General features: G+C 52.4%; 12 protein-coding genes. 1 reads left to right on the top strand and 11 read right to left on the bottom strand.

Annotated elements, in window-relative coordinates:
* Positions 1–29: 29 nt before the first annotated feature.
* The 10 genes from J2Z70_RS05865 to J2Z70_RS05820 all read right to left on the bottom strand — a co-directional run bounded on the left by J2Z70_RS05865 (position 30) and on the right by J2Z70_RS05820 (position 9,746).
* Positions 30–1,400: a sensor histidine kinase gene (locus J2Z70_RS05865; protein ID WP_342592990.1), complete on the bottom strand. Its 1,371-nt coding sequence runs from the start codon at positions 1,398–1,400 to the stop codon at positions 30–32.
* A 17-nt stretch (positions 1,401–1,417) separates the two neighbouring features.
* Entirely contained in the window at positions 1,418–2,095 is a 678-nt protein-coding gene (locus J2Z70_RS05860; RefSeq protein ID WP_245368017.1) for a response regulator transcription factor, read from the bottom strand.
* 109 nt (positions 2,096–2,204) lie between these two features.
* Positions 2,205–3,023: an SDR family oxidoreductase gene (locus J2Z70_RS05855; protein ID WP_209870377.1), complete on the bottom strand. Its 819-nt coding sequence runs from the start codon at positions 3,021–3,023 to the stop codon at positions 2,205–2,207.
* A gap of 124 nt (positions 3,024–3,147) precedes the next feature.
* Positions 3,148–3,594, bottom strand: a complete 447-nt coding sequence (locus J2Z70_RS05850; RefSeq protein ID WP_209870376.1) for a MarR family winged helix-turn-helix transcriptional regulator — start codon at positions 3,592–3,594, stop codon at positions 3,148–3,150.
* A 171-nt stretch (positions 3,595–3,765) separates the two neighbouring features.
* Positions 3,766–4,953: a metallophosphoesterase gene (locus tag J2Z70_RS05845; RefSeq protein ID WP_209871034.1), complete on the bottom strand. Its 1,188-nt coding sequence runs from the start codon at positions 4,951–4,953 to the stop codon at positions 3,766–3,768.
* A gap of 177 nt (positions 4,954–5,130) precedes the next feature.
* Positions 5,131–5,796 (bottom strand): HIT domain-containing protein, encoded by a 666-nt coding sequence (locus J2Z70_RS33845; protein WP_209870373.1) that lies wholly within the window; start codon positions 5,794–5,796, stop codon positions 5,131–5,133.
* 350 nt (positions 5,797–6,146) lie between these two features.
* Entirely contained in the window at positions 6,147–6,560 is a 414-nt protein-coding gene (locus tag J2Z70_RS05835) for a bacteriohemerythrin (protein WP_209870370.1), read from the bottom strand.
* A 120-nt stretch (positions 6,561–6,680) separates the two neighbouring features.
* Positions 6,681–7,586: an NUDIX hydrolase gene (locus J2Z70_RS05830; RefSeq protein WP_209870368.1), complete on the bottom strand. Its 906-nt coding sequence runs from the start codon at positions 7,584–7,586 to the stop codon at positions 6,681–6,683.
* A 372-nt stretch (positions 7,587–7,958) separates the two neighbouring features.
* Entirely contained in the window at positions 7,959–8,822 is an 864-nt protein-coding gene (locus J2Z70_RS05825) for a cation diffusion facilitator family transporter (protein ID WP_209870365.1), read from the bottom strand.
* Positions 8,823–9,242: 420 nt separating this feature from the next.
* Complete coding sequence (locus J2Z70_RS05820) at positions 9,243–9,746, bottom strand: ferritin (protein WP_036728710.1); 504 nt, start codon at positions 9,744–9,746, stop codon at positions 9,243–9,245.
* A gap of 115 nt (positions 9,747–9,861) precedes the next feature.
* On the opposite strand from J2Z70_RS05820, the gene nagZ reads away from it, so the two are divergent.
* Positions 9,862–11,208, top strand: coding sequence for a beta-N-acetylhexosaminidase (gene nagZ / locus J2Z70_RS05815; RefSeq protein WP_209870362.1), 1,347 nt, complete (start codon positions 9,862–9,864; stop codon positions 11,206–11,208).
* Positions 11,209–11,586: 378 nt separating this feature from the next.
* On the opposite strand, the gene J2Z70_RS05810 is transcribed toward nagZ, so the two are convergent.
* The gene (locus J2Z70_RS05810) at positions 11,587–12,687 is read right to left on the bottom strand and encodes an efflux RND transporter periplasmic adaptor subunit (protein ID WP_209870359.1); all 1,101 of its coding nucleotides are present in this window, start codon (positions 12,685–12,687) and stop codon (positions 11,587–11,589) included.
* Positions 12,688–12,711 lie beyond the last annotated feature (24 nt).

Genomic DNA, 12,711 nt, shown 5'->3' with positions numbered 1-12,711 from the left:
TTGCTTTCATCTATTTTATGAAGGACTAATCAATCTATATCGTTAGGGTGGCAGGGCAGAGTGACTGTGAACGTAGTTCCTTCTCCTACTGTGCTCGTCACCTCGATGGTTCCGCCATGCGCCTGGACGATCTTTTGGGCAATGGCCAGCCCCAGCCCGCTGCTGCCTGGCTCACGGGATCGCGACTGATCCACCTTGTAGAACCGGTCGAAGATCATCGGCAGCTGCTCCGCCGGAATACCCGCCCCGTTGTCGGTCACTGTCACAATACATTGCTGGCCCTCCACATGGGCTGCGATACTGAGGGTCCCGCCCGCCGGGGTGTATTTGATCGCATTCGTCACCAGATTCATCCACACCTGATAGAGCAGATTGGAATCGCCCGTAAGCCGGATTTCTCCGGCATGCAGCCGTACCGCCAGCTCCTTCTCCGTAAGATGCCACTCCATAATCTGAATCACCTGCCGCAGCTGGGCGCGCAGATCGAAGCTTCTTTTTTGCAGAGCATGCTCGTCATAATCCAGCGAAGACAAGGTGAGCAGTTGTGTACTGAGCATGGACAACCGCCGGCTCTCATCCCCGATAATGGACAGATACTCCAGACGCTGGGCTTCCGGCAGAGTACCGTCCTGGAGCGCATGGGCGAAGCCCTGAATAGAGGTTAGCGGCGACTCAATCTCATGCGAGACATTGGCGACAAACTCCTGTCTTGCCCGGTTTGTGCGTTCCAGCTCACGGCTCATCGTCATGAAGTGGGAAGCCAGTTGGCCGATCTCGTCGCGGCGTGCGGTGTAGAGCTTAATGTCGTAGCGCCCTTTGGAGATTAGGAGCGTGGCCTCGGTTAACCGGGTGATCGGTCGCACCACATGAAATACAGTAATCAGCATGAACCACAGGCTTAGCAGAATAATGACCCCGATAATCACGACAAAAAAGATCCGCAGCTCCCCGAACTGCACCTGGGCATCCGGACGCATGAACAAGGCATAGGTCTCCCCGTTAATATGGACTGGCACCCCAATGGAATTGCTGAGCTGGTTATCGAAGAACCCTGTCACGAACAGCTGGCCGGGGAAATTACCCACCCCATGGTAAATCTCCCCGGCCAGCACACTGCGCAGCGCTTCCTGCTTGAGGTCATTTTTGCGGAAAGGCAGGCCGTAGAAGCGTTCCTCTCCATCGGCATTGACCAGATACATTTTGTACCCCAGGGAAGCCGTACTCAGGAGATATTCTTCCACAGCATCCGGGTGATCCTCAATGAACTGCTGCAAACCTATGGCCATCCGGGTCAGCTTAGCATCATTCTTCGGCTTGACCTGGGATTGGTAATACAGGTTGGAGACCAGAAATCCCAGCACGCTGCTGATCATAATCACCGAGCAGAAGATAATACTCATCCGTACATAGAGCGATCTCATGAGTTCACCATGTCCACTTTGTAGCCAATTCCCCGGACCGTGCGGATGGTAAAATCATTCTGATATTCGCTGAACCGCTGACGCAGGCGCTTGATATGCACATCCACCGTCCGCTCGTCCCCTTCGTAATCCGCCCCCCAGACCAGCTCAATCAGCTCACCGCGCGTGAACAGGCGTCCCGGATATTGGGCCAGTTGGGCCAGCAGTTCGAATTCCTTCACCGGCAGCAACAGCACCTCTGTCCCGTCACTGATCTCGTAATTCTTACGGTCGATCACCAGCGAATTCAGGCGAATCCGGTCATCTGAAGCGATGGAATAACGGCGGAACAAGGCCTTGATACGAAAGATCAGCTCCTCCGGTTCAAAAGGCTTGGTCACATAATCATCCGTCCCGTGCAGATACCCCTGCTCCTTATCGCTGAGCTGCTGACGGGCCGTCAGCAGAATGACGGGAATGTCATAGTTCTCCCTTATGTATGCACACAGCTCCAATCCGTCCATATGCGGCATCATCACATCCACCACCGCCAGATCAACCGTCTGCTCCTTCATGCGTGCCGCCGCTTCCAGCCCGTCTCCGGCTTCTATCGCTTGATATCCTTCTCTGGTAAGAACATGCCGCAGCAGCGTGCGGATATGAACATCATCATCGGCTACCAGTATCTTTTTCAACTTACATACGCTCCCTCCGGCTTGCCTGATCAATGTCATCATACTAGCAACAAACCCTGCTCAAAACAATAGGACTCCAAACCAACAAGCTCACTTAGGTCAGTACGTCCTACACTATAAAAAGCAGAATGCTGTCCCGCAAGGGGGTGACCGGTCTGCCCATAAGCCGCTCCAAATCCCCGGAGGTGGAAGCCGTATCCAGCTTGCTCATAAAAGCATAGATCCAGTGCTGAATTCCGTCATCCTGACGGTGCACCACCGGCTTGCCGGCAACCTCTGTCAGAACTTCGGCCAGATCACCAAAATCCCAGGTCTGCGGAGCGGTCAATTCATAGATCCGGTTGCCTGCTCCCTCTTCGGCCAGCACAGCAGCAGCAGCCAATGCAAGATCCCGTCGGCCTACCGAGTTAAACTTCCATTCTCCCGGTGCCGTCACCAGCTCTCCGCTGGAGATTGCTTCCTTCAGCCCCAGCACTCCAACGAAATCAATATAAAGGGCATTGCGCAAAAAGGTATATTCCAGCCCGGACTCTATAATCGCCTGTTCCGTGAGTGTGTGCACATTATCCGGCTTGCTCTGATCTGTTGTCCGTTGTGAGAAGGCAAAACCCGTATAGAGGATATGCCTCACACCGCTTCGTTTGGCCGCATCAATCACCCGCCTATGCTGGGACAGACGAACATTGTCATCCGTATGCGAGCTGGAGATCAGCAGGAGCCGGGAAATCCCGCGAAAAGCTTCATTCAGTGTTTCCGGCAGATCATAATCCACCTTGCGGACTTCAATTTCCTGCTCCCGGATAAAAGTAGCTTGCTCAACACTTCTTACTCCGGCAATGATCTGCCCTACAGGGATGCGGCTACGCAGATTCTCCAGAATTAGACTTCCCAGTTGCCCGTTTGCTCCCGTAATCAATATTGTCGTCATAGGCGATAACATCCTTTCCTTATTGGAATCAGATTTCTTTACATATCCCACCGTCATATTCCAGCTGCTATATATAATCTCTGTCTGCGGGCAGCCTCCCGGTATGCTGAACATTCCACACCTTCTATCCTCTGCTCAGCTTATTCAGCAGCTCCAGCAGCAGCTGCAGCTCCGGCTCATCCAGCCGGTTCATTACCGCCGCAACGGCTTTCCGGTTCCCCGGCAGCTGCTCCAGCAGCAGGCGCTTACCTGCTCCGGTCAGCGAAATGACTGTCTTACGGCCATCCTGTGCGTGAGCCGCCCGTGTAATATAGCCATCCTTCTCCAGCGGAGTCAACAGCAGGCTGATGTTGGCTTTGGTTACCGCGATTCGCTCAGCAAGCAGTGAGGGCAGAATCGATCCCCCGTGCTTTGCAATCTCAACCAGTACGCGGATTCTTGCCCCGTTCAGCCCCTGTACCTGCCAGTATTTCTCGGAGACGGCCACAGTGCCCGCTGTCGCTCCCACCAAGGCGAAAAAAACCTCATTTTCAAGCGGCAGCTCAAGCACAATCTTTTGCAAATCATCCATTAGCAGTCGTCAACTCCATTTAGTTAATAGCTTAACTATTTCTACAGATAGATTAGCGGATTCCGGCAGGAATGTCAAAAGAAAATGAATAACTCCTCCATAACCCGAAAAAAACCCCCTATCTTCCCTAAGGAAGGTAGAGGGTTCAATCCTGCCACATGCAGGTTTCCGTTAGATCAAAACAGGCTTAGCCGCAGGTGACACCTTGTCTGCACCAAAGCTCATGCTGCCATCCAGCACAAGTTCCAGCTTAATCAGCTCCGAGCGGCTGGCCAGCCGGATCGGCGGTCCCCAGGTTCCGTAGCCGGAGGAGACAATGACATGCAGCTTGTTTTTGAGCAGGTAGCCCCAATCCAGTTCGAACAGCCGCCGGGTAATCCAGTGATTCGGTGCAATCTGCCCCCGGTGGGTATGTCCAGACAGCAGCACATCCACTCCAGCCTCCGAAGCGATCCCGAAGCCAGTCGGCTGATGATCCATCATCAGGATCGGCTTGCTGCGGTCCACTCCATGTAGAAGAGTCTCCACGCTGAGCCGTCCACCCTCCATGTGCTCGGCAGTCTTGTCTTTGCGCCCGACCACGTAGACTCCCGACGTCTCCACCACTTCATCCTGTAACACCTGAATGCCGACACTCCGCATAACCTCCGTATACTGCGCAATCGAGCCGCCGTAGTATTCGTGATTCCCCAGCACGGCGTAGACTCCATAACGTGCCTTCAGCTGCTTCAGCTGCTGCTCCATCCCATTGCGGAGAAAAGGCTCAATGCTGTCATCCAGCACATCCCCGGCCAGCAGAATGATATCCGGGTTCATCGCGTTCATCTCCATGACCATTCTTCGTAGATGGCGGTTGCCGACAATGTTGCCCAGATGGAGGTCGGAGGCTACTGCTACCGTCAGCGGAACGCTGGTTCCGATGGATTTTTCCACCTTAAGCCGGTGGGTCCGCACCACAGTACTCCAGGCATTGCGCGATCCCCAGACCAGGAAGACAGCGAGCAATACCAGCACTGTAGTCCCGGCTTCCGTTACGAATGCGGAGAGTCCCACGCCTGCGAGCGCCAGCACACCATAGAGCAGATCGGTCAGCGGCAGCATGATCACGGCGAACTCCATACAAGCCAGATAATAAGAGCCAATCACCTTGAACAACCTGCCTACCGGTCTCAGCGCCTGCGGCAGCGGCACCCGGCCAATCATATAAGAGAAGGAAATGACAAGAAAGACAGTCCAGTACGCAGCAGTATTCATCCCCGGCAGCCATGCCTGGAGCAATACGGACAGATGCCATCCAATGTAGACATTCACCAGTCCAAGCACCAGCACCATGACCGCTGCCCCGGCCAGCATCCGCATGTTTTTCACTTAATCCCACTCCCTTAAAGTAAGTTTCTATCCTATCTACTCCAAATCATAACACAAAGTATTCACCGAGTATAAACTGTGCCGCCAACCTGTGATAAACCTGAGTTCCCCTTGGACAAAAAAGAAAGACAGCCCTGCGGCTGCCGTTAAAGGAATGTGTGCTTTCGCTTATTGTCTCAGTTCCTTAATTTCTTCAAGCAATAAGCCGGTGGCTTCGGAAATGGTTTGCAGGTCTATGCCGCGCTCCAGAAGTTTAATGGCAATTTCTTTACTCGTCTCCGATCTACCCTTTTCTTCGGCACTTTCAATACGGGAATGTTCATCGCTCAGCGCCTTCATCCGGGCATCATAAGCCATTCGCGCTGCCGCATCCTGACTTAGAAACTCCAGGGTGTCCATCGCCTTTTTCAGCATCGGTTCTTTCTCAGCCAATTCTTCGACCATTCTCCGTCTGGTCTCGCCCAGCCGTTCCCCTGCTCCGTCCGGGTGCAGCGGTTCTCCCCACAGTAGCCCGTCCCCCTCGTACCGGGGAAGCACATGCATGTGATAGTGGGTCAGATCGTTGAATTTACCGCCGTCAGCAATAATTCTGATCCCGTCCGGCCGGTACAGACGTTTGAGCAGGGCGGAGAGCTTTTGTGAAGCCTCCATAACAGTATGTGCAGTCTTCGCATCCATCTCATCGACGTCCCAATAGTGCTTTTTCGGCAGAATCAGGGTATGGCCTTCATTGAAGGGCTCGATATCGAGTACACAGGTGATATATTCATTCTCATAGACGATATTCAGGTCAGGCTCAAGCCCGTTCGCAATTCTACACCCCAGGCAATCCATGATGATCCTCCCCCTTAAACACAATGAATACTATGATAATATCAACAGGCAATAGGGTTCATTGAAGTATTTTGGTAACTCTTATAGAAATGTGATCGGTTTTTCGATTACATTCGGCTTACTCGGAGCTCCCAGTTCAATTGTGATCGGTTTTTCGATTACATTTGGCCTACGTAGAGCTTACAGTCCAATTATGATCGGTTTTTCGATTACATTCGGCTTACGTAGAGCTTACAGTCCAATTATGATCGGTTTTTCGATTACATTCGGCTTACGCGGCGCATCCGGTCCAAGCAGCTAATATAAAAAAAGAAATGCCTTACAGCATTTCCTTGTTCCCGATCATTCAGTTAGCCCGCCCGGTTTCCTTTGGCAGCGATGCATCCACCGATTAGCTTGTCGCATTTGTGAATGTGATTGATCAGCCAATCCGTCAGCGTCCGGTTCAGCTTGATCGTGGATAATACGGATACGCCCTTGGTCTTGATCGTCTCCTCCAGTTCCAACACCGTCTGCACGAATTCAGCGTGTGTCTTCTGATGCTCCGTCAGCTCCGGGAAGTCGATGTCCTTCATTAACTGCTCTTCACTGCCGAAATGCTCCACGGTGTAATCCTTGAGGAACCTCAGCGTCTCTTCGATCTTTTCTTTGCCCTGCTGGTTGCTGCAAGCGTCAAAAAAGTCGTTCAGCTTCACCAGCAGCTGCCTGTGCTGACAATCAATCTTTTCTACTCCGATATCATACGAATCCTTCCAGCTAATCATAGGCTCACCCTGTCCTTTGCCATAAACACAATAGTCAAAATATAACTAATTGTCTGCTTTTCCCTATGAAAGTTCTATTAAGAACATCACAAGGCAGCGTTGCCGGACAGAAGGGCATTCTCAAAATAAATTCCATTCCCGGTTATACCGGTACAGCTTCGAGGGACGGTGTCCGGCATCCCGGGTGCTCTGATCCGTCTCGATGACCCGCTCGGCGATTTTGCGGCGGAAGGCGGCGGCGAGCAGCTCTTTGCCGAGGATGATCTCATACACGCGCTGCAGCTCGGACAAGGTGAACAACGGCGGCATGAGATTGAAGATAATATCGGTATATTCCACCTTGCCGCGCAGACGTTCGATGGCATACTGCACCATGAGCAGATGGTCAAAAGAAAACCCCGCGCTGCGCACGATCTCACGGCTGACCTGTCGGACATGCCCTTGAATAGTCTCGGTAAGCTTGACCACCCCGCTTAGCTTCTCCTGCTCACTCTCCAGTATAATCTCCACCAGTGTCTCCTGACGGACGTCCTGCTCCAGCACCTCGCGGCGGGTCTCCAGAATGTGGTACGAGACATCGAACCAGGCAGCTGCGGCTGCATCATCCCCTGCCTGTACGTCCAGAGCCTTGCGGTCCACGAGCGCCATGTAGGAGCAGCTGATCACCCTCATCCGCGGATCACGGTCTACCTCGCCCCAGGTATACAGCTGCTCCATGTAGATATTATCAATATTAGTCTCGCTGTACAGCTCCCGGCGGGCTGCTTCCTCTACGCTCTCACTGATCCCTACGAATCCTCCCGGCAAGGCCCACTGTCCCAGAAAAGGATGCTCCCCACGCTGAATCAGCAAGAGCTGTAAGGACTTCTCCGCCAGCTTGCGGTAGTTATTCTGCTCCCGCTCCATCACGGTGAAAATCAGCATATCGACGGTGACAGACGGACGTTCGTAGTTGCCCGCATTATAATTCTGCAGGAATTGCTCCTCGTTCAAGCCGTTAGAGTCGGTTACGGGTTGATTTGGCATGGATATTCTCCTTGTCTTGAATCGATTAATAGGATTCGGTTGTTAATAACATATTGATATTATATACATGGTAATGGAATGCGGGCAAGTCCGGTCCCGTACTCAAGGTTTGAACTTGAAGCTTGGTCGTCGCTGCGGTGAATATTTGGACTTCCGGCCGCTGCCCGCCCCCAGATTTCTTGATTTAAACCACTATTCGTGGTAGAAATCCGGTGACAAAGGCGATCGCTATCGCTCCTACAGTTCCAAATTTCCCCTCCGCTTCTTTTTGCTGTTCGTTAATTTCTTTAGTGCGCCTTATCTAGCACAAAAAAATGCCCCACCCGAAGGCAAGGCAATTCATATAACCTATTCTTGTTGTACACCTGTTGATCACATCGGTTCGATGTGGACGAGTACGGTAGCGACCTGATGACGGTCCTTAAGCTGATCTTCGATCTCCTCCGTAATATCGTGACTCTGCACCACATTCAGACTGGAATCCACCAGTACTGTAGTATCGACCAGCACATTATTACCGTGAATACGGGCTTTGATATCCTTAATCGACTCCACACCTTCAATCTCAGCTACTGTCTGCTTCATCAGTTCCAGCTTACCGGCATCGAAGCCGTCGGTGAGGTCATGTGTAGCTTTGCGGAAAATATCCCAGGCCGTCTTGCAGATCAGCAATCCGACAATCGTAGCTGTGAGCGGATCTAACCAGGGAATGCCGAACTGTGAGCCGATAATACCAATGAAGGCTCCCATGCTGACCAGCGCATCCGAACGGTTATCCTGTGCCACTGCATGCATGGCATTGCTGTTGAGCTTGCGGGCAAGCCTGATGTTGTACCGGTATACGGCGATCATAACCACAGCACAGGCAGCTGCCGTCCACGCTGCAATCAGATCAGGGGTCTCCAGCACAGGCTGAATGAATTTGTTCACACCCTGATAGAGCACTTGGAAGCCTACAGCAATCATGATAAAAGAGGCGACCAGTGCGGCAACTGTCTCTGCTCTGAAATGACCATAGCCATGGTTCGAATCCGGGGGTCTGCGGGAAATCCTGAGTCCGGTCAGAATGGCCAGGGAAGCAATAATGTCGGTGCTGTTATTCAGCCCGTCAGCCAGGAGTGCCTGAGAGCCTGACACCGTTCCTATGAATAATTTGACTGCAGATAAGAGTATGTATGCTAAAAGACTTAGCCATGCTCCTTTTTCACTTTGTTTGATATCGCTGTAATTTTCCAAGAAAAAGGACCTCCAAAGATTAGTATTGTTCCATACTACACGCTGACTTACGGGTGGGTCTAGAGAAACAGTGTTGCCGGACAGCGCAAGAGTTAACCCCGCTAAATAGAGTTGGGAGCCCGGAAGTAAGTTGCCACTTCCTACATTCTTTGCCCTTGTTCAACTTTGCAGTCCATCTGCTGCTGACAGGCCGTGTAACTTTTCTCGCAAAACGTAGTCTAAGTATATGGGGACCTTAGGTCAGCCAAGCAGAAACGGCGTTCCCGTCCTCTCAAGGACGGTACCGTTTCAGCGAGAAATAGAAGGATAAGTTATCGTGTGAAACATATAATTTCTTATATTTGCACACAAAAAAGCGGCTTCCCCCTCTTCAGGAGAATGCCGCTAAGCTTGCGTATGAATGGTTACCCTAGCTGTCCTCTACTCCGCTGGCGGTGTAAATGAACGTCCTGCAAATTCTGCATCCAGCATATAGAAGGCATTGCTGTCGGTTTCGATCCGTTTGAGCTTGGCGATAATGTTGCTGAAGAGTGCCTCTTCTTCCACCTGCTCATCAATGAACCATTTCAGGAAATAGATGGTCGCATGCTCCCGTTCATCCAGGGCCAAATCCGCCAGATGATAGAATTTCTTCGTATTCTGCTGCTCATGGGCGAAGGCATGCTCGAACGCATCCAGCATGGAGCTATACTCATTGTTCGGTTCAGGCATCGCCGCAAGGGTGGCCCGGTAATCGCGGTCATTCAGGAATTTGTAGATTTTCATGGCATGGAACCGTTCTTCTTCAGCCTGTACCAGAAAGAAATTGGCGAATCCGTCCAGGCTCTCACCGGAACAATACGCAGCCATCGCAAGATAGACATGAGCAGAATAGAATTCGAAATTCATTTGTTCATTAAGCGTGTTCATTAATTGCTCTTTCATTGACAGGTCACCTCATCCTATAGTATTGATTATGCTTGAAGCAGTTCATATGTAATGTCTTATTCATTCTATCATCCTTATCCGCCAAACCGCAATCGAAAGGAAGATTCCCCCTATGAAATGGTTCAGCCGTCAAAAAATAAACAATACTTCCCCCCGCCGCGCTCTCCTCCTGCTCGCTGCCTCTGCCTCTCTGCTGCTGGCAAGCGGCTGTGAGGGGAATGGAAATTCAGCACAACTGACAAACGCAGGCTCCTCCCAGGCAGCGGTGTCAGCCTCTCCGGCTGCCGCACAGACGCCTGTGCCTGTGGCAACCGATGCCCCAGTGACCCCGTCACCTGAGGCTTCAGCCACTCCTGACCCCATCTCCCGGAAGCTCGCGGGAATGAATCTGGAGGAGAAGATCGGGCAGATGCTGCTGGTGGGCATCCAAGGCAAAACAGCAGGTGCTGAAGCGCGGAAGATGATTGCCGAAGATAAGGTGGGCGGAATCATTCTGTATTCTAATAATGTCGGCAGCCTGAAGGAGCTGGTGCAGCTGACCAACGCTCTGAAGCAGAGCAATGCGGGGAATCCCGCACCGCTGTTCATGAGTGTCGATCAGGAGGGCGGCAAGGTCAGCCGTCTCCCCGATGACTACGCCGCCTTCCCTTCGAACGCGGCAGTCGGCAGAGGAGATGATGCCGCCGCTGCCGGAACGATGGGCAAACTGCTTGCCCGGGCGGTGAAATCCTCCGGCTTCAATATGGACTTCGCGCCGGTGCTCGACATCAACAGCAACCCGGATAATCCGGTAATTGGTGACCGTTCCTTCGGCAGCAACGCAGAGCTGGTCACCCGGCTCGGCATTGCCGAGATGCAGGGGCTCAAGCGTGAAGGCGTTATTCCCGTGGTCAAGCATTATCCAGGCCATGGCGATACCTCGGTAGACTCACACCTGGAGCTGCCGGTCATCAACAAGACAGAGGCCCAACTGGCAGAACTGGAATGGCTCCCATTCCAGGCAGCGATCCGGGAGAAGGCTGATGCTGTAATGGTGGCCCATATTCTATATCCGAAGCTCGACCCGGACAAGCCCGCCTCCCTGTCCCAAGTGATTATCGGCCAGCAGCTCCGCGGGCTGATGGGATACGAAGGGGTAGTTATTACGGATGACATGACCATGGGCGCAATCGTCAAGAATTACAGTCTCCCTGCTGCGGCAGTAGATACCGTGCTGGCCGGAAGCGATATCCTGCTTGTCGCGCATGAATACAAGAACGAGCAAGCCGTACGCGCCGCACTGCTGGACAGTGTCAAGAACGGCCGCATCTCCGAAGCACGGATTGACGAGAGTGTCTACCGGATTCTGGCGCTGAAGGCCAAGTATCAGTTAACGGACGAAGCGGTGCCCTTGCCAGATCTCGCCGGACTGAACCGTGACATCCAGGCTTGGCGTAAGCCGTATCAGCAGAACAAGTAGTTAACACGCGGAATCGGTACACTCTCAACCATTTATATACTTAGGGGGAGATTACTCCACTAACCCGTGGGATGAACCGTCAGAGTTGGAAAAAAGGCACTTAATTAAGCCGAAACCATGCGCTGTGGGGAAGCAGTTGGAAAAAGTACATTTAATCCACCAAGTCCCATAATCTCAACAGAATTCGGTCTGATTAAGTGTTATTTATCCAACTGCTATAAGTAATTGTTCCTGCGACCATAAATTAGATGTACTATTTCCACTTAGATGATCCGCCGCGCGCCACTCACGCCTATACTTTCTATTCAAAAAGCCCCAAACCCGGCAATCAACCAGGTTTGGGGCTATATACGGTTTGGGCCCATCATCTGCTATCAACTACTGCAGAACCACCGTGTCTCCTGCCTTCAGTCCCGACAGCACCTCTGTTTTATCGGTCGTTTCCATTCCAGTCTTGATCTCTTTGCGTTCGTATTGGCCGTTTCCTTTGTCCACCATAACGAAGGCCAGATCCCCTTCACGGATGACGGCGATATTGGATACAACTACCGCCTTCTCTTTGCGTGAGGTCTCGACGTCTCCGCTCAGGCTGAGGCCGCCCATCAAATGCTCGTCCGGCTGCATGGAGATGACCACCTCGAATTGCGGAAGCTGGCCGGCTGTGTTCTGTCCGGTGGTCGTCGTGGCGAACTTGGCCACTCCGGTTACCTCTCCGTCCAGGACCAGATCTTTTACGGCGGTCATCTTCACCTTTACCTTCATGCCCTTTTTGATACGGAAGATATCCTGCTCCCCTACCTGTGCTATGAACTCTACTTTGTTCGTGTCCACAATCTTACCGATGTACTGATTGTCGGTGACGGTCTGCGGCCGTTCCGTACTGCTGTCGAAGAGGAAGATGCCGTTCTCCGGAGCATGGTATACCGCAGTGCTCAGCTTCGCCTTCTTCTCCGTAAGCTCTTTGGCTTGAATCTCGGCGTTCACCTGGTTCAGCTCATCACTCAGACGGGCGGTTTCCTGGGCAGCCAAGGCCTTCAGCCGTTCCGCTTCTGTACCGGCCGGGGCCGAAGAATCATCCTCCTGCTGCGCGACAAAAGCATTCAGTTCCCCCTCCAGCTTCGCCTTGCGGGCGGCTGCCTCCGCCGTGGCAATCTCATTACGGAGTGTGCTCTGATCCAGGGTGAAGAGCACCTGGCCCTTTTTCACCTGTGCCCCGTTCTCCACCTTCCAGGCAGTCACCTTGGAAGCAAAGGGGGCATACACCAGCGTCTCCTTCTGGTATTGCGATCTGCCTTTGATCTGCACTGAGCTGGTTAACGTCTCTTCCGTTACCGGGAAGCTGATCACCTGCATCGGTTCAGGCGGGAGATCAGCGGTCTCATCCGCCTTGAAGAATTTGGTATATCCGAAATAACCGGCAGTTCCGATGATACCTAAGATTATGATCCATTTCAGGCTCTTCTTTAGAGTCCTCTTCATCGTTTCGGCTTCCTTTCTAGCTTA

This window comes from Paenibacillus silagei, from assembly GCF_017874735.1.
GTDB classification, from domain to species: domain Bacteria; phylum Bacillota; class Bacilli; order Paenibacillales; family Paenibacillaceae; genus Paenibacillus_AQ; species Paenibacillus_AQ silagei.
The sequence above is the reverse complement of the archived record's forward strand: the minus strand, read 5'-3'. Positions and strand labels throughout refer to the sequence as shown.

Coding starts and splice junctions, on each gene's coding strand:
- J2Z70_RS05865 (WP_342592990.1), bottom strand. CDS start 1,400: ATGAGTATTATCTTCTGCTCGGTGATTATGATCAGCAGCGTGCTGGGA.
- J2Z70_RS05855 (WP_209870377.1), bottom strand. CDS start 3,023: ATGACGACAATATTGATTACGGGAGCAAACGGGCAACTGGGAAGTCTA.
- J2Z70_RS05850 (WP_209870376.1), bottom strand. CDS start 3,594: ATGGATGATTTGCAAAAGATTGTGCTTGAGCTGCCGCTTGAAAATGAG.
- J2Z70_RS05845 (WP_209871034.1), bottom strand. CDS start 4,953: ATGCGGATGCTGGCCGGGGCAGCGGTCATGGTGCTGGTGCTTGGACTG.
- J2Z70_RS33845 (WP_209870373.1), bottom strand. CDS start 5,796: ATGGATTGCCTGGGGTGTAGAATTGCGAACGGGCTTGAGCCTGACCTG.
- J2Z70_RS05835 (WP_209870370.1), bottom strand. CDS start 6,560: ATGATTAGCTGGAAGGATTCGTATGATATCGGAGTAGAAAAGATTGAT.
- J2Z70_RS05830 (WP_209870368.1), bottom strand. CDS start 7,586: ATGCCAAATCAACCCGTAACCGACTCTAACGGCTTGAACGAGGAGCAA.
- J2Z70_RS05820 (WP_036728710.1), bottom strand. CDS start 9,746: ATGAAAGAGCAATTAATGAACACGCTTAATGAACAAATGAATTTCGAA.
- nagZ (WP_209870362.1), top strand. CDS start 9,862: ATGAAATGGTTCAGCCGTCAAAAAATAAACAATACTTCCCCCCGCCGC.
- J2Z70_RS05810 (WP_209870359.1), bottom strand. CDS start 12,687: ATGAAGAGGACTCTAAAGAAGAGCCTGAAATGGATCATAATCTTAGGT.